20 protein-coding genes are annotated in these 18,287 nt (G+C 61.5%); 2 read left to right on the top strand and 18 right to left on the bottom strand.

What is annotated here, in order from left to right:
• Positions 1–67: 67 nt before the first annotated feature.
• Complete coding sequence (locus tag ACO77H_RS07605) at positions 68–1,216, top strand: acyl-CoA dehydrogenase family protein (RefSeq protein WP_170057741.1); 1,149 nt, start codon at positions 68–70, stop codon at positions 1,214–1,216.
• Positions 1,217–1,334: 118 nt separating this feature from the next.
• Here the strand turns inward: ACO77H_RS07605 and ACO77H_RS07610 are convergent, their stop codons facing one another.
• A complete protein-coding gene (locus ACO77H_RS07610) occupies positions 1,335–1,883 on the bottom strand; it encodes an adenine phosphoribosyltransferase (RefSeq protein WP_169954212.1) in 549 nt (182 codons plus the stop codon).
• 90 nt (positions 1,884–1,973) lie between these two features.
• Positions 1,974–2,708: a fumarate/nitrate reduction transcriptional regulator Fnr gene (gene fnr / locus ACO77H_RS07615; protein ID WP_032863348.1), complete on the bottom strand. Its 735-nt coding sequence runs from the start codon at positions 2,706–2,708 to the stop codon at positions 1,974–1,976.
• A gap of 154 nt (positions 2,709–2,862) precedes the next feature.
• Between fnr and ACO77H_RS07620 the strand changes: the two genes are divergently transcribed.
• Complete coding sequence (locus ACO77H_RS07620) at positions 2,863–3,333, top strand: hypothetical protein (RefSeq protein ID WP_057960322.1); 471 nt, start codon at positions 2,863–2,865, stop codon at positions 3,331–3,333.
• Between the two features lie 6 nt (positions 3,334–3,339).
• On the opposite strand, the gene hemN is transcribed toward ACO77H_RS07620, so the two are convergent.
• The 16 genes from hemN to ccoN (ACO77H_RS07700) form a co-directional block, all read right to left on the bottom strand.
• Positions 3,340–4,722, bottom strand: a complete 1,383-nt coding sequence (hemN, locus tag ACO77H_RS07625; RefSeq protein ID WP_432755220.1) for an oxygen-independent coproporphyrinogen III oxidase — start codon at positions 4,720–4,722, stop codon at positions 3,340–3,342.
• A gap of 102 nt (positions 4,723–4,824) precedes the next feature.
• Positions 4,825–5,508 (bottom strand): sulfite exporter TauE/SafE family protein, encoded by a 684-nt coding sequence (locus ACO77H_RS07630; RefSeq protein WP_170043328.1) that lies wholly within the window; start codon positions 5,506–5,508, stop codon positions 4,825–4,827.
• Positions 5,501–5,728 (bottom strand): cbb3-type cytochrome oxidase assembly protein CcoS, encoded by a 228-nt coding sequence (gene ccoS, locus ACO77H_RS07635; protein WP_169954209.1) that lies wholly within the window; start codon positions 5,726–5,728, stop codon positions 5,501–5,503. Before ccoS ends, ACO77H_RS07630 begins: the two co-directional genes overlap by 8 nt.
• 22 nt (positions 5,729–5,750) lie before the next feature.
• Positions 5,751–8,201, bottom strand: coding sequence for a heavy metal translocating P-type ATPase (locus tag ACO77H_RS07640; protein ID WP_170057743.1), 2,451 nt, complete (start codon positions 8,199–8,201; stop codon positions 5,751–5,753).
• Between the two features lie 114 nt (positions 8,202–8,315).
• Positions 8,316–8,855, bottom strand: coding sequence for a FixH family protein (locus tag ACO77H_RS07645; protein ID WP_057960318.1), 540 nt, complete (start codon positions 8,853–8,855; stop codon positions 8,316–8,318).
• A 14-nt stretch (positions 8,856–8,869) separates the two neighbouring features.
• Positions 8,870–10,285: a cytochrome c oxidase accessory protein CcoG gene (gene ccoG / locus ACO77H_RS07650; RefSeq protein ID WP_169954207.1), complete on the bottom strand. Its 1,416-nt coding sequence runs from the start codon at positions 10,283–10,285 to the stop codon at positions 8,870–8,872.
• A 207-nt stretch (positions 10,286–10,492) separates the two neighbouring features.
• Positions 10,493–10,903: a type II toxin-antitoxin system VapC family toxin gene (locus ACO77H_RS07655; RefSeq protein WP_432755221.1), complete on the bottom strand. Its 411-nt coding sequence runs from the start codon at positions 10,901–10,903 to the stop codon at positions 10,493–10,495.
• Positions 10,903–11,157: a type II toxin-antitoxin system Phd/YefM family antitoxin gene (locus tag ACO77H_RS07660; protein WP_169954205.1), complete on the bottom strand. Its 255-nt coding sequence runs from the start codon at positions 11,155–11,157 to the stop codon at positions 10,903–10,905. Before ACO77H_RS07660 ends, ACO77H_RS07655 begins: the two co-directional genes overlap by 1 nt.
• A 156-nt stretch (positions 11,158–11,313) precedes the next feature.
• A complete protein-coding gene (ccoP, locus tag ACO77H_RS07665) occupies positions 11,314–12,288 on the bottom strand; it encodes a cytochrome-c oxidase, cbb3-type subunit III (RefSeq protein ID WP_170043329.1) in 975 nt (324 codons plus the stop codon).
• Positions 12,285–12,470, bottom strand: a complete 186-nt coding sequence (locus tag ACO77H_RS07670) for a CcoQ/FixQ family Cbb3-type cytochrome c oxidase assembly chaperone (protein ID WP_003175465.1) — start codon at positions 12,468–12,470, stop codon at positions 12,285–12,287. The genes ccoP (ACO77H_RS07665) and ACO77H_RS07670 overlap by 4 nt, the downstream gene beginning before the upstream one ends.
• A gap of 5 nt (positions 12,471–12,475) precedes the next feature.
• Positions 12,476–13,084: a cytochrome-c oxidase, cbb3-type subunit II gene (ccoO, locus tag ACO77H_RS07675; protein ID WP_029300047.1), complete on the bottom strand. Its 609-nt coding sequence runs from the start codon at positions 13,082–13,084 to the stop codon at positions 12,476–12,478.
• A complete protein-coding gene (gene ccoN, locus ACO77H_RS07680) occupies positions 13,084–14,526 on the bottom strand; it encodes a cytochrome-c oxidase, cbb3-type subunit I (RefSeq protein WP_057439486.1) in 1,443 nt (480 codons plus the stop codon). Before ccoN (ACO77H_RS07680) ends, ccoO (ACO77H_RS07675) begins: the two co-directional genes overlap by 1 nt.
• Before the next feature lie 536 nt (positions 14,527–15,062).
• The gene (gene ccoP, locus ACO77H_RS07685; RefSeq protein ID WP_169954203.1) at positions 15,063–15,986 is read right to left on the bottom strand and encodes a cytochrome-c oxidase, cbb3-type subunit III; all 924 of its coding nucleotides are present in this window, start codon (positions 15,984–15,986) and stop codon (positions 15,063–15,065) included.
• The gene (locus tag ACO77H_RS07690) at positions 15,983–16,201 is read right to left on the bottom strand and encodes a cbb3-type cytochrome oxidase subunit 3 (RefSeq protein ID WP_169954202.1); all 219 of its coding nucleotides are present in this window, start codon (positions 16,199–16,201) and stop codon (positions 15,983–15,985) included. The genes ccoP (ACO77H_RS07685) and ACO77H_RS07690 overlap by 4 nt, the downstream gene beginning before the upstream one ends.
• Before the next feature lie 3 nt (positions 16,202–16,204).
• A complete protein-coding gene (ccoO, locus tag ACO77H_RS07695) occupies positions 16,205–16,813 on the bottom strand; it encodes a cytochrome-c oxidase, cbb3-type subunit II (protein ID WP_432755222.1) in 609 nt (202 codons plus the stop codon).
• A gap of 10 nt (positions 16,814–16,823) precedes the next feature.
• Entirely contained in the window at positions 16,824–18,248 is a 1,425-nt protein-coding gene (gene ccoN, locus ACO77H_RS07700; RefSeq protein WP_169954201.1) for a cytochrome-c oxidase, cbb3-type subunit I, read from the bottom strand.
• Positions 18,249–18,287: the final 39 nt, after the last annotated feature.

The raw sequence follows: 18,287 nt of genomic DNA on the forward strand, positions 1-18,287 counted from the left end.
TTGCGTTCGGCTTGATAACCAAGCAAGCGCTTGGTAAGTTCGCTCCATCTCTGCATGGAGCTTGCCGATGTCTGCCTACCAGGAATATTTCGACCCCAGTCACCAATTGGTCCGCGACAGCGTGCGCCGTTTTGTCGAGCGCGAGATTGTGCCGGGCATCGAGCAGTGGGAGGAGGCCGAACACTTCCCTCGCGAGCTGTACCTCAAGGCCGGTGCGGCGGGGATTCTCGGGATCGGTTACCCCGAAGCCCTCGGCGGCAGTCATGAAGGCGATCTGTTCGCCAAGGTGGCCGCCAGCGAAGAGCTGATGCGCTGTGGCTCCGGCGGCGTGGTGGCGGGGCTGGGCTCGTTGGATATCGGCCTGCCGCCCATCGTCAAATGGGCCCGCCCCGAAATCCGCGAGCGCGTGGCCCCGCAGGTCTTGTCTGGCGAGAAGATCATGGCCCTGGCCGTCACCGAGCCCGGTGGTGGCTCCGACGTGGCCAGCCTGCAAACCCGTGCCGTGCGCGACGGCGATTGCTATCGGGTCAGTGGCAGCAAAACCTTTATTACCAGTGGCGTGCGCGCCGACTACTACACCGTCGCCGTACGTACCGGCCGGCCGGGCTTTGCCGGCATCAGCCTGTTGCTGATCGAGAAGGGCACGCCTGGCTTCACCGTCGGCCAACCGCTGAAGAAAATGGGTTGGTGGGCGTCGGACACTGCCGAGTTGTTCTTCGACAATTGCCAGGTGCCCGCAGGCAACCTGATCGGCAGCGAAAACATGGGGTTTGCCTGCATCATGGGCAATTTCCAGAGCGAACGCCTGGCCCTGGCATTGATGGCCAACATGACGGCGCAGATGGCCCTGGAAGAGAGCCTGAAGTGGGCTGCGCAGCGCGAGGCCTTTGGCAAGCCGATTGGCAAGTTCCAGGTGCTCAAGCACCGCCTGGCGGAGATGGCCACGGCGGTCGAGGTTTCCCGCGAGTTCACCTACCGCCAGGCCGCGAAGATGGCGGCGGGCAAGAGTGTGATCAAGGAGATTTCCATGGCCAAGAACCTGGCCACCGACACCGCCGACCGGGTGACGTATGACGCGGTGCAGATCCTGGGAGGCCTGGGTTATATGCGCGGCAGCCTGGTGGAGCGGCTGTACCGGGATAACCGGATTTTGTCGATTGGTGGCGGGACGCGGGAGGTGATGAATGAAATCATCAGTAAGCAGATGGGGTTGTGAGTGAGGGTGTTATCACTGGCCTCATCGCGGGCAAGCCCGCTCCCACATTTTGATTTGTGAACCCATTCAAAGGTGGGAGCGGGCTTGCCCGCGATGAGGCCCGCAAGACCAGCGCAAATTACCGCTCAGTCAAGCCAAACTGCGTCAAACAGAAGGTCGCAATCCCCATATCCTCCAAACGCTGCGAGCCCCCCAGCTCCGGCAGATCAATAATCGCCGCGGCCTCGAAAATCCGTGCTCCCATGCGCCGCGCCAGATTAGCCGCAGCAATCAAGGTGCCACCCGTGGCGATCAGGTCATCGAACATCAATACCGAATCCCCTTCGCACAGGCTGTCGGCGTGTACTTCGAGGAACGCTTCGCCATATTCGGTCTGATAGCCCTCGGACAGTACGTCTGCTGGCAGCTTGCCCTGTTTGCGGAACAGGATCAGCGGCTTGTTCAGTTGATAGGCAATCACCGATCCGATCAGAAAGCCGCGGGCATCCATCGCGCCGATATGGCTGAACTCGGCTTCGACGTAGCGATGGATAAAGGTATCGGCCACCAGGCGCATGGCCTTGGGCGACTGGAACAGCGGCGTGATATCACGAAAGATCACCCCAGGCTTGGGGAAGTCGATGACGGGGCGAATCAGGGATTTGATGTCGAAGGAGTCGAAAGCCATCGTCGGGAGTCCTGGGCGCAAAGACTTCGCAGTATACCTGCGGCCTCGCCGGTTGGCTTGGCCGCAAGTGTCGCGCCCCTGGTCCGGCGGTCAGCCGTCGAGGGAGCCGCCGGCCAGTGCGCAGAGCTGGATCGGGTCGAGGATGTGTACTTCCTTGCCCTCGGCGGCAATCAGTTCGTTCTGCTGGAAGCGCGTGAATACCCGGGATACGGTTTCCACCGCCAGGCCCAGGTAATTGCCGATTTCGTTGCGCGACATGCTCAGGCGGAACTGATTGGCCGAGAAACCCCGGGCGCGGAAACGCGCCGACAGGTTGACCAGGAAGGTGGCAATCCGTTCGTCGGCGGTTTTTTTCGACAACAGCAGCATCATTTGCTGGTCGTCACGGATTTCCCGGCTCATCACGCGCATCAACTGGCGGCGCAACTGCGGCAATTGCAGGGCCAGTTCGTCCAGGCGTTCGAACGGGATCTCGCACACCGACGTGGTTTCCAGGGCCTGAGCCGACACCGGGTGAATCTCGGTGTCCATGCCCGACAGGCCCACCAGCTCGCTGGGCAGGTGGAAGCCGGTGATCTGTTCTTCGCCGCTGTCGCTCAGGCTGAACGTCTTCAAGGCGCCCGAGCGTACTGCATAGACGGAATCGAACTTGTCACCCTGGCGAAACAAAAACTCGCCTTTCTTCAGGGGGCGACCACGTTTAACGATTTCGTCCAGCGCATCCATGTCTTCCAGATTCAGCGAAAGTGGCAAGCAGAGGGGCGCCAGGCTGCAATCCTTGCAGTGAGCCTGGCTATGAGCGCGCAGTTTAACTGGCTCGGACATTTCTTAAATCCTTGTGGGAAAACACACATAAGACGTAAGGGTACCGCACTGAGGGACTATCAGGCCAGCCTGTACAAAAAACCGGCAGGGGTATAAAGAATTTTACCCCGCGGCCGATGAACTGCTAACGACCAAGAGCTTGGAGGCTCACGATATGCTTTCCATCGACGGCAATCTTCCGTCCCGCACCACTGTGCCGACGCTGCTTGAACCGAAAAAAACCAGCACCGTGGGCGCCGGTACCGAATCAACGGCGCTGGGTGAAACCCAGCCTGCCGAAGGCGTGAGTGTGACCTTTTCCGGTGCGTCGCTGAAGGCTGCCAGCGCCGAGAAGACCGCCAACGACGATATCGAAGAAAGCGGGCTGGACGAGAACGTGCAGAAACTGCTGAAAATGATTCGCCAGTTGAAGCAGCAGATCGCGGAAAAGATGGCTGAGATGTCGGCGATCATGTCCGACAAGCGCCTCAGCCCGGAGCAGGTCCTGGCGAAACTGAGCGGCGTGCAATCGGCGTTGGGCGGCTTGCAAGCCTCGCTGACCGGCGCCTATGCGTCGTTGAGCGAAGCGATGAAGAACCTGAGCGCCGAAGACGCGGTGAAGGCCGCCTCGTTGATGGCCAAGTAACCCGGCTTAGATCACCCGCGAAAATCGCTGCCTATTCTGTTGCTCCAGATAGGCATCGAACACCATGCACACCGAGCGCACCAGCAGGCGTCCGGCCGGCAGTACCCGAATGCCTTCGGCGTCGAGTTCGATCAGGCCGTCACTGGCCATGGCTTGGAGTTGTGGCCAAAGCTCGGCGAAATAGCCGCGAAAATCCACGGTGAAGGCCTGCTCGATGCTTTCGAAGTCCAGGCTGAAGTGACAGATCAACTGTTGAATCACCGCCCGGCGCAAACGATCGTCCGCCGTGCAGAGCAGGCCGCGACTGGTGGCCAGTTGCGCCCCCGCCAGGGCGTTCTGGTAGTGATTCAGGTCGCTGCTGTTCTGGCAGTACAGGTCACCAATCTGACTGATGGCCGAAACGCCAAGCCCGATCAAATCGCAGTGACCGTGGGTGGTGTAGCCCTGGAAGTTGCGCTGCAGGGTGGACTCTTCCTGGGCAATGGCCAATTCGTCATCGGGCAGGGCGAAGTGGTCCATGCCGATGTAGTTGTAGCCAGCCGCCGTCAACTGTTCGATGGTTTCCTGCAGCATCTGCAATTTGACGGCGGGGGCCGGCAGGTCTTCGCAGTTGATCCGCCGCTGGGGCAGGAAGCGTTCGGGCAGGTGGGCATAGTTGAACACCGACAGGCGGTCGGGTTGCAGGCTGATGACCTCGGCCACCGTGCGGGCGAAATGCTCCGGGGTCTGCTTGGGCAGGCCGTAGATCAGGTCGATATTGATCGAGCGAAACTGCAGGGTGCGCGCCGCGTCGATCACCGCGCGGGTTTCTTCCAGGCTTTGCAGGCGATTGACCGCCCGCTGTACCTCGGGGTCCAGGTCCTGCACGCCGATGCTCACGCGGTTGAAGCCCAGTTCACGCAGCAGGCCCATGGTGGCCCAGTCGGCTTCCCGGGGGTCGATCTCGATGCCGTAGTCGCCGGAGTCGTCATCCAGCAGGTTGAAGTGCTGGCGCAGTTGCGCCATCAGTTGGCGCAATTCGTCGTGGCTGAGAAAGGTCGGTGTGCCGCCGCCAAAATGCAGCTGCTGCACCCGTTGGTTGGGGTCCAGGTGGCAGGCGACCAGTTGAATCTCTTGTTCCAGGCGTTGCAGGTAGGCCTGGGCGCGACCGCGGTCCTTGGTGATGACTTTGTTGCAGGCGCAGTAGTAGCAAATGTTCGCGCAGAACGGCACGTGCACATACAGCGACAGCGGGCGCACCGCCTTGCGGCTGTCGCGCAGGGCGTGCAGCAGGTCGAAAGTGCCGACCTGGCTGGTGAATTGTACGGCGGTGGGGTAGGAGGTGTAGCGCGGCCCCGCGAGGTCGTAGCGATGAATCAGATCAGTATCCCAACGAATGGCGTCGAGCATGCGGGCGTTCCCCGGATTGGCTAGTGGGCCGAGTCTAGGGGCATGGCCGGGCGGTCATCTTGATTTGTATCAAAGGGGAGCGGCGCTATGCCACATGGCCTTTTAGTGGCCCATCAGCCAGTGCTGATGGGGGCCGGGTAGGGTCCAGATCCCGAACACCATCACCAGCAGGCCGCCCGCCACGCGCACACTGCGCTTGCGCAACAGCGCGGTGACACGCTCCGCCGCCAGACCGGTGGCGAGCAAGACCGGCCAGGTGCCAAGGCCGAAGGCCAGCATTAGCAACCCGCTATCCATCGCATTGCCCTGGCTGGCCGCCCACAACAAGGTGCTGTAGACCAGGCCGCACGGCAACCAACCCCACAGCGCGCCCAGCAGCAAGGCGCGGGGCAGGCTGGACACCGGCAGCAAACGGCTGGCAAACGGCTGGATATGGCGCCACAGGCCGCGGCCGAGGCTTTCGATACGGGTCAGGCCGCTCCACCAGCCGGCCAGGTACAGGCCCATGCTGATCAACAGCAGGCCCGCGAGGATGCGCATGAACATCGCCGCCGGGCTGTTGGCCACGGCCCAGCCGGCCAGGCCAATCAATACGCCGGCGCAGGCATAGCTGAGGATGCGTCCCAGGTTGTACGCCAGCAGCAGGCGAAAGCGCCGGCTGCGTTGCTCCGGGGGGATGGCCAGGGTCAGCGCGCCCATCAGGCCGCCGCACATGCCCAGGCAATGGCCGCCGCCCAGCAGGCCGAGGATCAGCGCAGAAACCAGCAGCGGCGCGAGGTCAAGCATGGGGCGGCGCCGGCTCGTCAGGCTTGGTCGGTGGTTGCGCATGGCTGCTGGCTTCGTCGACAGCGGCCAGGTGCTTGGGGTCCTGGTCGTCGAACAACACGCTGTGGGCCGGCCCGTCGAGGTCGTCATACTGGCCGCTGTCAACCGCCCAGAAGAAGATGTAGATGGCGATGGCGACGATCAGCAGCGCCGCTGGAATCATTACGTAAAGAGCTGGCATCGCTACTCCATGCCCGCGCGGCTCAAGCCGGCAGCGGGCGAGGCTGTGGGGTGGTGCTCGCGGCACTGGCGCGCGGCAGGCGTGTCAGGCGCAGGGCGTTGATCACCACGGTCAACGAACTGAGGGACATGCCGATCGCAGCCCAGATCGGCGTGATCCAACCGAGGGCGGCGAACGGCAACATCAGGCCATTGTACAGCCCGGCCCACAGCAGGTTTTCAATGATTACCCGGCGCGTGCGCCGGGCCAGGCTGAAGGCTTGCACCAGGGCGTCCAGGCGGTTGGACAACAGCACCGCATCGGCGCTGGTTTTCGCCAGGTCAGTGGCCGAGCCCATGGCCACGCTGATATCGGCGGCGGCCAACACCGGCACGTCATTCACGCCGTCCCCGAGCATCAGCACCTTGCGGCCTTCCTTGTGCAGTTGTTGCAGCACCTGCAGCTTGTCATCCGGGCGCAGGCCGCCACGGGCTTCATCAATCCCCAGTTCGGCGGCGACGCTGGCGACCATCGGCGAGCTGTCACCCGACAGCAACAAGGTACGCCAGCCCCGCGCCTTGCACGCGGCCAACAGCGCAGGAGCATCGCTGCGCAGGCGATCATCCAGGACAAACCAGGCCAGGGCCCCGCCGGTATCGCCCAGCAGCAGCCATTGGCCGGCATCTTGCGGCGAATCGGGAATCCCACAGCCGCTTAACTCACAGACGAAAGCGGGTTGGCCAATGCGCAGCAGGCGTTCGCCGACCCGCCCTTCGAGCCCCAGGCCAGGGGTGCTGAGCACCTCATCAGCTGCCAGCGGCGCGCGGCCAAAGGCCCGGGCAATCGGGTGTTCGGAGCGGTTTTCGAGGGCGGCGGCCAGGGCCAGGGCGAGGTCGCTGCTCATGCTGCCCAGCGGCCGGATGGCGCGCAGGGCCAGGCGACCTTCGGTGAGGGTGCCGGTCTTGTCGAAAATCACTGTGTCGATCTGGTTCAAGCCTTCCAGCACATGGCCACGGGTCAGCAGCAGGCCGAGTTTGTGCAGGGTGCCGGTGGCGGCGGTCAAGGCCGTGGGGGTTGCCAGGGACAGGGCGCACGGGCAAGTCGCCACCAGCATCGCCAGGACAATCCAGAATGCTCGCGATGAATCCAGCTCCCACCACAGCAGGCCGATCACAGCGGCGGCGATCAGTGAGCAGAGCAGGAACCATTGCGCGGCGCGGTCGGCGATTTCTGCCAGGCGCGGTTTTTCGGCCTGGGCCCGCTCCAGCAGGCGCACGATGGCCGACAAGCGGGTGTCGTGGCCCAGGGCGCGCACTTGCACGGTCAACGCGCCTTCGACGTTGAGGGTGCCAGCGGTGACGCTATCGCCGGCCTGTCGCGGTTGTGGCAGGTATTCGCCGGTGAGCAGGGACTCGTCGATGCTCGATTGGCCCTTCAGGATCACCCCGTCGGCCGGCAGGATCGCGCCCGGATGCACCAGCACCCGGTCGCCCAGGGCCAGTTCGGTGAGCAGGATGCGTTCGCTCTGGCCATCGCCTTTGAGGCGCAGGCACGAGGCCGGCAGCAGGTTGACCAACTGCGCGGTGGCGGCGGCCGTGCGCTCGCGGGCACGGCGCTCCAGGTAGCGGCCGGCCAGCAGGAACAGGGCGAACATGCCCACGGCATCGAAATACAGCTCGCCCACCCCCGTTATCGCGGTCCAGATCCCCGCGAGGTAAGCGCCGCCGATGGCCAGTGACACCGAGACATCCATGGTCAGGTGGCGAGTGCGCAGGTCGCGCATGGCGCCCTTGAAAAACGGCGCGCAGCTGTAGAACACGATGGGGGTGGTCAAAAACAGCGCGACCCAGCGCAGGATCACGTGCAGCTCGGGGCTCAGGTCGATATTGAATTCCGGCCAGGTGGCCATGGTTGCCATCATCGCCTGGAACCACAGCAGGCCGGCGACGCCGAGTTGGCGCAGGGCCAGGCGGTTTTCGCTGGCCAGTTGTTCGGCGGCGCGGTCGGCTTGATAGGGGTGGGCGGCGTAGCCGATCTGGCGCAGCTCGCTGAGCACCTGGCTCAACGGCAACTGCCCATCGGCCCAGCGCACATGCAGGCGATGGTTGGACAGGTTCAGTCGCGCCTCGGCCACGGCGGGCAGGCTGCGCAGGTGTTTTTCGATCAGCCAGCCGCAGGCGGCGCAACTGATGCCTTCCATCAACAGGGTGGCTTCGGCCAGGTCGCCGTCGTGGCGCACGAAGGGTTTTTGCACATCGGCGCGGTCGTACAGCGCCAGTTCGTCGACCAACTGCACGGGCAGCGCTTCGGGGTTGGCCGAGGCCTCGCTGCGGTGTTGGTAATAGCTTTCCAGCCCGCCTGCGACAATCGCCTCGGCCACCGCCTGGCAACCCGGGCAGCAGAGCTCGCGGGACTCGCCAAGGATCACCGCAGTGAAGCGGCTGCCGGGCGGGACGGGGAGGGCGCAGTGGTAGCAGGGGGTTGGGGTGGTCATGGTTTTGGATCTGTGTGGGCGGGGAGGGCCTCATCGCGGGCAAGCCCGCTCCTACAAGGTTATCGCACACTCCCTGTAGGAGCCGGCTTGCCGGCGATGCGCGAAGCGCGGCTGTCAGTTCTTCAGGTCTTCAGCACCCTGCAACGGCTCGTCACCTAACTTCAAGTCGGTGCCATGGCTGACTTCTTCCTCTTCAAACATGCGCCAGGTTCTGTCGCCTTCGACCCCCAGCAGTTCGACGAAGCGCCGCCCCTCGACCTTGTCGGTCACCTGGCCGATGTACCGCCCCGGCTCGCTCTGGCTGCGGGTGAGCACGACCTTGCGGTCTTTCTCCGGCTGGGTCGGCGAAATCAGGTTCAGCTCCAGAGTGGTCGGCCCGCTGTTGCCGGTGAGGAACAGTTCCACTTCACCGGTCAGTTCATCCAGGTGCAGGGTGGCGCGCATTTGCAGGGTCTGGGCCAGCAGTTCGCGGTCCAGGGAGCGGTTGATGCCTTTGCCGGCCTCGTAGTAGTTGTCGTTGACCAGGTTGTCCGGGTTGTTCACCGCGATGGTCACCATGGACAAGGTCAGCGTCACCGAGCAGGCCAGGATGGCAATGATGATCCAGGGCCAGAGGTGCTTGTACCAGGGGCTTGCGGCAGTTGCTACGGGCATTGTTCTGCTCTCTTTTAACGAATTTGTGGGCCGATGAACCGGCTCTTGGCTTCAACGTGGACGCTGTCATCGTCAGCATCCTTGAGGATGAATTTCACCTCGTTGGTGCTCGATGGCAATTGTTCCGGCGCGCTCGACAGCTCCACCGGCATGGTGAAGATTTCCCCGGCGGCGACCTTGATCTCGCGCTTGCCTTGCAGCTTGAGGTCCGGCAGGCCGCTGGCGTCCAGCACGTAGGTGTGGTCGTGCTGGTCCTTGTTCATGATTTTCAGGCTGTAGACGTTCTCGATCCGCCCTTCGGCGTTTTCGCGGTAGAGCACGCGGTCCTTGCTGACGTCGAAACCCACCAGCGAGCGCATGAAAAACGCCGTGGCCAGCAGGCTGATCATCGCCAGCAGCACCAGCGCATAGCCGATCAGGCGCGGGCGCAACTTGTGGGTCTTTTGCCCCGACAGGTTATGTTCGGTGGTGTAGCTGATCAACCCGCGAGGGTAGTCCATCTTGTCCATGATGGTGTCGCAGGCGTCGATGCAGGCCGCGCAGCCAATGCACTCGATCTGCAGGCCGTCACGGATGTCGATCCCGGTGGGGCAGACCTGCACGCACATGGTGCAGTCGATGCAATCCCCCAGGCCCTGGGCCTTGTAGTCGATGCCTTTCTTGCGTGGGCCACGCACTTCGCCACGGCGCGGGTCATAGGAGACGATCAGGGTGTCCTTGTCGAACATCACGCTCTGGAAGCGCGCATACGGACACATGTAGATGCACACTTGTTCACGCAGCCAACCGGCGTTGCCGTAGGTGGCGAGGGTGAAGAAGCCGACCCAGAAGTACGACCAGCCATCGGCTTGGCCTGTGAAGAAATCGAAGACCAGTTCGCGGATCGGCGAGAAGTAGCCGACAAAGGTCATGCCGGTAACAAAACCGATGATCAGCCACAGGCTGTGCTTGCTGAGTTTACGCAGGAACTTGTTGGCGCTCATCGGCGCCTTGTCCAGCTTGATCCGCTGGTTGCGGTCGCCTTCGGTGACCTTTTCGCACCACATGTAGATCCAGGTCCACACGCTTTGCGGGCAGGTGTAGCCGCACCAGATCCGCCCGGCGTACACGGTGATAAAGAACAGGCCAAAGGCCGAGATGATCAGGATGCCCGACAGCAGGATGAAGTCCTGGGGCCAGAATGTCGCACCGAAAATGAAGAATTTACGCTCTGGCAGGTTCCACCAGACGGCCTGGTGCCCGCCCCAGTTCAGCCACACCGTACCGAAGTACAGCAGGAACAACCCGGCACCGCCGAGCATCCGCAGATTGCGGAACATCCCGGTGAAGGCACGGGTGTAGATTTTCTCCCGCGAGGCGTAGAGATCGACGGTGTCGCTGGTTTTTTTGGCAGGCGGGGTAACGTCATGTACCGGAATCTGGTTGCTCATCATTGCATCCCACGGCAGTGGAGATTTGCCTCGGCCAGTACGTGCCAGCCGGGGTCAAAATAGGGGTCTTGCAGTGGCGTAATGATACGCCTGTAGTACCGATGAACGGGTGCGACCTTTGGTCGCGTTGGGGGAAATCAATTGATGGTGTACGTGACTTGAATCAATTGACAGGATGAGTATGGACGGTTTTTCAGGGCTCGAAGGTCATTCGTCCCATGGGTTGATCAGTGTCACACCGCTGCTTTGGAAGTCGGTGACATTGCGGGTGACCACGGTCAGGCCGTGAGCCAGAGCGGTTGCGGCGATAAGCGCATCACTTTCGTTGGCACAATCGGGCACATGCAAGCTGGCGCAGCGCAATGCCACGGCAGCGTCAATTGGCAGGATTCTGGCATCGAAGGCCGGCATGACGTGGCGTTTGAGCCAGGTGCGCAAGACCTTGCCCTGCGCGGGGTCACGGCGCTCCATTCGCAGCACCCCAGTCTCCAGTTCCTTCAAGGTAATCGCCGAAATATACATGCGCGGTGCGGCGACGGTTCTGGCCCAGGCCACCACATTTTTGTCGGCTTGGGGTTTGCGTAACTCGGAAATGACGTTGGTATCGAGCAGATACATCAGGAGAGGTCCACGGGTCGGTGTGTAATCACGGCACGCTCGGTTTCAAACTCGATATCCGCCGCTTCGGGCATCACCAACAGGTCAACGATATCGGCGTTGATACCTGTCAATTTTTGGTAGTCCTCAATACTTAGCAGTACATGGGCAGGCTTGCCTCGATCGGTAATAAAAACCGGTCCTTGGCGCGCGGCTTTTTTGGCACCGCTTGTGTCCTGGTTGAATTCGCGGCTGGAGATTGTCGTGATAGTCATGGGGCGCCTCCCAGCGGGATGGGTGAATGTAGTTACGTTACTACTACGCAGTTGCAAGCCACAAGCTTGAAGCTACAAACGGTCGATAGGCTTCACCAGAACCAAAAAAGCCCCGCCAGCATGCGCTGTACGGGGCTTTTTATCGGGGCTTGCAGCTTACTTCTGCTCTTGCTGCTCTTTGTGCGACAGGCTGTAAACATACGCTGCCAGCAAGTGCACCTTGTCGTTACCTTGCAGTTGCTCTTGCGCAGGCATCTGACCCTGGCGGCCGTAACGGATGGTCTGCTGCAGTTGGGCGAAGCTGGAGCCGTAGATGAACGCGCCCGGGTGGGTCAGGTCGGGTGCGCCCATTGCTGGCGTACCCTTGCCGGCCGGTCCGTGGCAGGCCACGCAGTTGGCGGCGAACAGTTTCTCGCCGTTGGCCACGTCGGCCTTGGCGCCTTCCGGCAGCTTGCGGCCATCGAGGTTGGTCAGCACGAAGCCGGCCACGTCAGCCACGCCTTGTTCGCCGATGACTTCAGCCCAGCCCGGCATCACTGCATGGCGGCCGGCCATGATGGTGGCCTTGATGGTTTCCGGCTCGCCGCCCCAGCGCCAGTCGGCGTCGGTCAGGTTGGGAAAGCCGTAGGCACCCTTGGCGTCGGAACCGTGGCAGACCGAGCAGTTGGAGGCGAACAGGCGGCCTCCCATCTTCAGCGCTTGCGGGTCCTTGGCCACTTCTTCAATAGGCATGGCCGCGAATTTGGCGAAGATCGGCCCGAACTTGGCGTCCGAGCGCGCCATTTCCTTTTCCCACTCGTGCACGCCAGTCCAGCCGCTCTGGCCGTTGGCGAATGGGGTTTGCTTGTCGTTATCGAGGTAGGCATAGCCCGGCAGCAGGCCTTTCCAGTTGCCCAGGCCCGGGTACAGCACCAGGTAGCCCAGGGCAAACACGATGGTGCCGACGAACAACATGAACCACCACTTTGGCAGTGGGTTGTCGTATTCCTCGATGCCATCGAACGAGTGGCCAACCGTCTCGTCCGTTTGTTCGGCGCGCTGGCCCTTGCGGGTCGACAGCAGCAGCCAGGTCAGGGCAAAAATGGTACCCAGACTGAGGACTGTGACGTACAGACTCCAGAACGTAGTCATTCTTTGTTACTCCTAGAAGCTTGCTCGACGTGCTTGATGGCTTCGGGATCATCCGCAAAAGGCAGCAAGGTCGCGTCTTCAAACTCTGACTTGCGCTTGGGGCTGAACACCCACAACGCCAGGCCGATAAAGGCCACCATCACGACAACGGTGCCCAGGCCTCGAATCATCCCGATATCCATTCAGATCACCGTTTGCTTTTGATGATGGTGCCCAGGCCTTGCAGGTAGGCCACCAGCGCGTCCATTTCGGTCTTGCCCTTGACGGCTGCCTGGGCACCGGCGATGTCTTCGTCGGTGTAAGGCACGCCGAGGGTGCGCAAGACTTCCATTTTCTTGGCCGTGTCTTTGCCGTCGAGCTTGTTTTCCACGAGGAACGGGTACGCCGGCATTTTCGACTCGGGCACCACGTTGCGCGGGTTGTACAAGTGCGCACGCTGCCAGTCATCGGAGTAACGACCACCCACGCGGGCCAGGTCCGGACCGGTACGCTTGGAACCCCACAGGAACGGGTGGTCCCACACGCTTTCGCCGGCGACCGAGTAGTGGCCATAGCGTTCGGTTTCAGCACGGAACGGGCGGATCATCTGCGAGTGGCAGCCGACACAGCCGTTGGCGATGTACACATCGCGACCTTCCAGTTCAAGGGCGGTACGTGGCTTCATGCCTTCGACCGGCTTGTTGGTCACGTCCTGGAAAAACAGCGGAACGATCTGGGTCAGGCCGCCGATACTCACGGCGATGACCATGAAGAAGGCCAGCAGGCCGATATTCTTCTCGACTACTTCATGCTTCATCAGTGAGCTCCCACGACGGCGATCTTGGTGGCGGCTTCAGCCTCTACAGGGTTGGAGGCACGCACGGTGCGCCACACGTTGTAGGCCATGAACAGCATGCCGCTGGCAAAGAACGCACCACCGAGGGCACGGACGATGAAACCAGGATGGCTGGCTTGCAGCGCTTCGACGAAGGAGTAGGTGAGAGTGCCGTCGTCGTTGATCGCACGCCACATCAGGCCCTGGGTGATGCCGTTGACCCACATCGAGGCGATGTAGAGCACGGTGCCAATGGTGGCCAGCCAGAAGTGGGTATTGATCAGGCTGGTGCTGTGCATCTGCGCCCGGCCATAGAGCTTGGGAATCATGTGATACAGCGCGCCGATGGAGATCATCGCTACCCAGCCGAGGGCGCCGGCGTGGACGTGGCCGATGGTCCAGTCGGTGTAGTGGGACAGCGAGTTGACGGTCTTGATGGCCATCATCGGCCCTTCGAAGGTCGACATGCCGTAGAACGCCAGCGATACCACCAAAAAGCGCAGGATCGGGTCGGTGCGCAGCTTATGCCAGGCGCCGGACAGGGTCATCATGCCGTTGATCATGCCGCCCCAGCTCGGAGCCAGCAGGATGATCGACATGGCCATGCCCAGGGACTGTGCCCAATCTGGCAGTGCGGTGTAGTGCAGGTGGTGCGGACCGGCCCAGATATACAGGGTGATCAGCGCCCAGAAGTGCACGATGGACAGGCGATAGGAGTAGATCGGACGCTCGGCCTGTTTTGGCACGAAGTAGTACATCATCCCCAAAAAGCCGGTGGTCAGGAAGAACCCTACGGCGTTGTGGCCGTACCACCACTGGATCATCGCATCGGTCGCACCGGCGTAGGCCGAGTAGGACTTGAAGAAACTCACCGGCAGGGACGCGTGGTTGACGATGTGCAGCATCGCCGTCACGACGATGAATGCGCCGTAGAACCAGTTGCCGACATAGATGTGCTTGGTCTTGCGCTTGACGATGGTGCCAAAGAACACAATGCCGTAGGTCACCCAGACGATCGCCAGAAGGATGGCAAGGGGCCATTCCAATTCCGCGTATTCCTTGGTGGTGGTGAAGCCCATTGGCAGGGTGATGATGGCGCCGACAATCACCGCTTGCCATCCCCAGAAGGTGAAGGCGGCGAGACCATCGGAAATCAGTCGCGTCTGGCAGGTTCGCTGCACGACATAGTAGGAAGTGGCAAACAGTGCACATCCGCCGAAGGCGAAGATCACCAGGTTGGTGTGCAGTGGGCGTAGGCGTCCAAACGTCGTCCATGGCAGGTCGAAGTTCAACTCCGGCCAGACCAGTTGCGAGGCGATGAAGACACCGAGCCCCATGCCAAGGATCCCCCAGACCACCGTCATGATGGCGAACTGGCGGACTACCTTATAGTTATAAGCAGTCGGACTGATTGCTGTGCTCATTCTAAGGTTCCACGGTTTAGGTGTTTTATTAGGATAAAAATCGGTCGCAAGTATGGAGAAAGCGAGGTGCCATTGCAACGTAACGCTGACCTGCGTCAATGCTTTACAAACCAGATTCTGCGCCCTTTCCATGTTTGGCGTAAGGACAAAATCAAAAATGAAAAGCTGACGGGTTGGACAGGAATTTTGAGGGGGCGCAGGTACTTGTAGCGAGGTATGTACAAACAAGCTGGCGAAGTGACGAATGGTCAATGGCACGACAGCCGGTAACTGCCAGCCTTTGCGCCTGTCACCCTGCTGGAGTGTCTGACTCATCGAGTGCAAGTCTAGCTGCGACCGATCAACGCCGGCCCACTGTGGAAACAAGCGTAGACCCGAATGGCGAGAGGGGAAAGGTGTGCTTTAGAAGGGTGTGACAATCTGGCGCAGGGCGCAGTGGTTAGTAGCAAGCTGCAAGGGGCAGGTTTGGAGCGGGGAGAGGGAGGGCTGCAAGAGCCGAGTTGAGAACTCTTCTCTTGCAGCGTGTAGCTTGAAGCTTACTTCTGCTCTTTCTGCGACAGGCTGTAGACGTAGGCCGCCAGCAGGTGGACCTTGTCGTTGCCTTGCAGGGCTTCCTGCGCCGGCATCTGGCCCTGGCGGCCGTGACGGATGGTCTGCTGCAACTGCGCAAGGCTGGTGCCGTAGATGAAACCGGCAGGCTGCGTCAGGTTTGGCGCGCCCATGGCTTCAACGCCGTGGCCTTCTGGGCCGTGGCAGGCCACGCAGGTGGTGTCGAACGCTTGCTTGCCAGCAGCCAGGTCGACCTTGCTGTCAGCCGGCAGTGGCAACTTGGCCAGGTCGTGGCGCACATAGGCCGCGACGTTTTTCACCCCGTCCTCGCCCAGCACTTCACCCCAGGCCGGCATGGCGGCGTGGCGCCCGTTCATGATGGTCAGCTTGATCGCGTCTGCCGAACCGCCCCAGCGCCAGTTGTCGTCCGCCAGGTTCGGGAAGCCGTAGGCGCCCTTGGCATCGGAGCCGTGGCACACCGCGCAGTTGGAGGCAAACAGGCGGCCGCCCATTTTCAACGCTTGCGGGTCCTTGGCCACTTCTTCCACGGGCATGGCTGCGAATTTGGCGAAGATCGGCCCAAACTTGGCGTCGGCCTTGGCCATTTCCTTGTCCCATTCCTTGGTCTGGGTCCAGCCGTCTTCATAGCCCGGCAACACGCCTTTCCAGTTGCCCAGGCCCGGATAGAGGATCAGGTAGCCGACGGCAAACACCAGGGTACCGGCGAACAACATGAACCACCACTGGGGCAGGGGGTTGTCGTACTCCTCAATCCCGTCGAAGGCGTGGCCCATGGTCTGGTCGACGCTGCCCTTGGTCTCGCCCTTGCGGGTGCCGAACAGCAGCCAGGTCAGGCCGATCAGGCTGCCGAGGGTCAGTACACAGATCCATGTACTCCAAAAGGTAGTCATGGCCGAATGCTCCTTGTTACAGGCTCTTCTTGAGCGTCGGATGGGGTGTCGATGGCGTCAGGCTTAGGCTCATCGGCAAATGGCAGCAGGCAGGCCTCGGCGAACTCCGGGTTGCGCTTGGAGTTGAACACCCACAGCGACAGGCCGATGAAGGCAATTGCCACCACCAGCGTGCCGAGGCCGCGGATCATTCCGGTATCGAGTTCAAAACCCATGGTTCACCTCTTGCTCTTGATTGCAGTGCCGAGCACTTGCAGGTAGGAGACCAGGGCGTCCATTTCGGTCTTGCCCTTGAGGCTGTCCACGGCCGCGGTGATGTCTGCGTCGGTGTACGGCACGCCGAGGGTGCGCATGACCTTGAGCTTGGTTTCGATGTGGCTGCTGTCGACCTGCGCGGTGACCAGCCAAGGGTAGGCCGGCATCTTCGACTCAGGCACAACGTTGCGCGGGTTGTACAAGTGCGCGCGGTGCCAGTCGTCGGAGTAGCGCGCGCCAACACGGGCCAGGTCCGGACCGGTACGCTTGGAACCCCACAGGAACGGGTGATCCCACACGCTTTCGCCGGCGACCGAGTAGTGGCCGTAGCGTTCGGTCTCGGCGCGGAACGGCCGGATCATCTGCGAGTGACACTGTACGCAGCCTTCGCGGATGTAGATGTCACGGCCTTCCAGTTGCAGCGCGGTGTAGGGCTTCATGCCTTCGACCGGCTTGTTGGTGACGTCCTGGAAGAACAGCGGGACGATCTGCGTCAGGCCGCCGATACTCACGGCAAGCACCATCAGCAGCATCAATAGGCCGACGTTCTTTTCAATCGTTTCGTGTTTCATCATCGACTCCTCAGGCCATCTGCGCCGCAGCGGCCACTTCGGCAGGTTGTGCCGAACGCACGGTGCGCCAAGTGTTGTAAGCCATCAGGAACATGCCGCTGAGGAAGATCGCTCCGCCCACCAACCGCACGATGAAGCCTGGGTGGCTGGCCACCAGGGTTTCGACGAAGGAGTAGGTCAGGGTGCCGTCTTCGTTGACCGCACGCCACATCAGGCCCTGGGCAATGCCGTTGACCCACATCGAAGCGATGTAGAGCACGGTGCCGATGGTCGCCAGCCAGAAGTGCGCGTTGATCAGGCCGAGGCTGTACATCTGCTCGCGACCGAAGATTTTCGGGATCATGTGGTACAGCGCGCCGATGGAGATCATCGCTACCCAACCGAGAGCGCCGGCGTGTACGTGGCCGATGGTCCAGTCGGTGTAGTGGGACAGGGCGTTGACCGTCTTGATGGCCATCATCGGCCCTTCGAAGGTCGACATGCCGTAGAACGCCAGCGATACAACGAGGAAGCGCAGGATCGGGTCGCTGCGCAGCTTATGCCAGGCGCCCGAGAGGGTCATCATGCCGTTGATCATGCCGCCCCAGCTTGGCGCCAGCAGAACCAGTGACATCACCATGCCCAGGGACTGTGCCCAGTCCGGCAGCGCGGTGTAGTGCAGGTGGTGAGGACCGGCCCAGATGTACAGGGTGATCAGTGCCCAGAAGTGCACGATGGACAAGCGATAGGAGTAAACCGGACGCTCGGCCTGCTTGGGCACAAAGTAGTACATCATCCCCAAAAAGCCCGCAGTGAGGAAGAAACCTACGGCGTTGTGGCCATACCACCACTGCACCATGGCATCCGTCGCACCGCCGTACAGCGAGTAGGACTTGGTCAGGCTGACCGGGATTTCCAGGTTGTTGACGATATGCAGGATCGCCACGGTGATGATGAACGCACCGAAGAACCAGTTACCGACATAGATGTGCTTGGTGTTGCGCTTGGCCACGGTGCCGAAGAACACGATGGCGTAGGCGACCCAGACGATGGTGATCAGGATGTCGATCGGCCATTCCAGTTCGGCGTATTCCTTGGAACTGGTGTAGCCCAGTGGCAAGCTGATTGCTGCCAGCAGGATCACCAACTGCCAGCCCCAGAAGCAGAACGCGGCGACTTTCGGCGCGAACAGCTGGGTCTGGCAGGTGCGTTGCACCGCGTAGAAGGAGCTGGCAAACAGCGCGCAGCCACCAAACGCGAAAATCACCGCGTTGGTGTGCAGTGGGCGCAATCGACCGAAACTGGTCCAAGGCAGGTTGAAGTTGAGTTCGGGCCATACCAACTGGGCGGCGAGAAAAACCCCGAGCCCCATGCCGACGATGCCCCACACCACCGTCATAATGGCGAATTGGCGGACCACCTTGTAGTTATAGGCGGTACTTAAAGTAGTGTTCATGGTTCCCCATCCACGGTTCAACCCAAGCAGATGCGGCAC

The sequence above is a fragment of the Pseudomonas sp. WMBT8 genome (genome assembly GCF_050916005.1).
GTDB lineage: Bacteria > Pseudomonadota > Gammaproteobacteria > Pseudomonadales > Pseudomonadaceae > Aquipseudomonas.

Bases quoted from the DNA above. Each gene is read 5' to 3' on its own strand.
- ACO77H_RS07660 (WP_169954205.1), bottom strand. From the start codon at position 11,157: ATGACTATCACGACAATCTCCAGCCGCGAATTCAACCAGGACACAAGC.
- ccoG (WP_169954207.1), bottom strand. From the start codon at position 10,285: ATGAGCAACCAGATTCCGGTACATGACGTTACCCCGCCTGCCAAAAAA.
- ACO77H_RS07645 (WP_057960318.1), bottom strand. From the start codon at position 8,855: ATGCCCGTAGCAACTGCCGCAAGCCCCTGGTACAAGCACCTCTGGCCC.
- ACO77H_RS07670 (WP_003175465.1), bottom strand. From the start codon at position 12,470: ATGGATATCGGGATGATTCGAGGCCTGGGCACCGTTGTCGTGATGGTG.
- ACO77H_RS07620 (WP_057960322.1), top strand. From the start codon at position 2,863: ATGCTTTCCATCGACGGCAATCTTCCGTCCCGCACCACTGTGCCGACG.
- ACO77H_RS07630 (WP_170043328.1), bottom strand. From the start codon at position 5,508: ATGCTTGACCTCGCGCCGCTGCTGGTTTCTGCGCTGATCCTCGGCCTG.
- fnr (WP_032863348.1), bottom strand. From the start codon at position 2,708: ATGTCCGAGCCAGTTAAACTGCGCGCTCATAGCCAGGCTCACTGCAAG.
- hemN (WP_432755220.1), bottom strand. From the start codon at position 4,722: ATGCTCGACGCCATTCGTTGGGATACTGATCTGATTCATCGCTACGAC.
- ACO77H_RS07655 (WP_432755221.1), bottom strand. From the start codon at position 10,903: ATGTATCTGCTCGATACCAACGTCATTTCCGAGTTACGCAAACCCCAA.
- ccoS (WP_169954209.1), bottom strand. From the start codon at position 5,728: ATGCCAGCTCTTTACGTAATGATTCCAGCGGCGCTGCTGATCGTCGCC.
- ccoN (WP_169954201.1), bottom strand. From the start codon at position 18,248: ATGAACACTACTTTAAGTACCGCCTATAACTACAAGGTGGTCCGCCAA.
- ACO77H_RS07605 (WP_170057741.1), top strand. From the start codon at position 68: ATGTCTGCCTACCAGGAATATTTCGACCCCAGTCACCAATTGGTCCGC.
- ccoN (WP_057439486.1), bottom strand. From the start codon at position 14,526: ATGAGCACAGCAATCAGTCCGACTGCTTATAACTATAAGGTAGTCCGC.
- ccoO (WP_029300047.1), bottom strand. From the start codon at position 13,084: ATGAAGCATGAAGTAGTCGAGAAGAATATCGGCCTGCTGGCCTTCTTC.
- ccoO (WP_432755222.1), bottom strand. From the start codon at position 16,813: ATGAAACACGAAACGATTGAAAAGAACGTCGGCCTATTGATGCTGCTG.
- ACO77H_RS07640 (WP_170057743.1), bottom strand. From the start codon at position 8,201: ATGACCACCCCAACCCCCTGCTACCACTGCGCCCTCCCCGTCCCGCCC.
- ccoP (WP_169954203.1), bottom strand. From the start codon at position 15,986: ATGACTACCTTTTGGAGTACATGGATCTGTGTACTGACCCTCGGCAGC.
- ccoP (WP_170043329.1), bottom strand. From the start codon at position 12,288: ATGACTACGTTCTGGAGTCTGTACGTCACAGTCCTCAGTCTGGGTACC.
- ACO77H_RS07690 (WP_169954202.1), bottom strand. From the start codon at position 16,201: ATGGGTTTTGAACTCGATACCGGAATGATCCGCGGCCTCGGCACGCTG.
- ACO77H_RS07610 (WP_169954212.1), bottom strand. From the start codon at position 1,883: ATGGCTTTCGACTCCTTCGACATCAAATCCCTGATTCGCCCCGTCATC.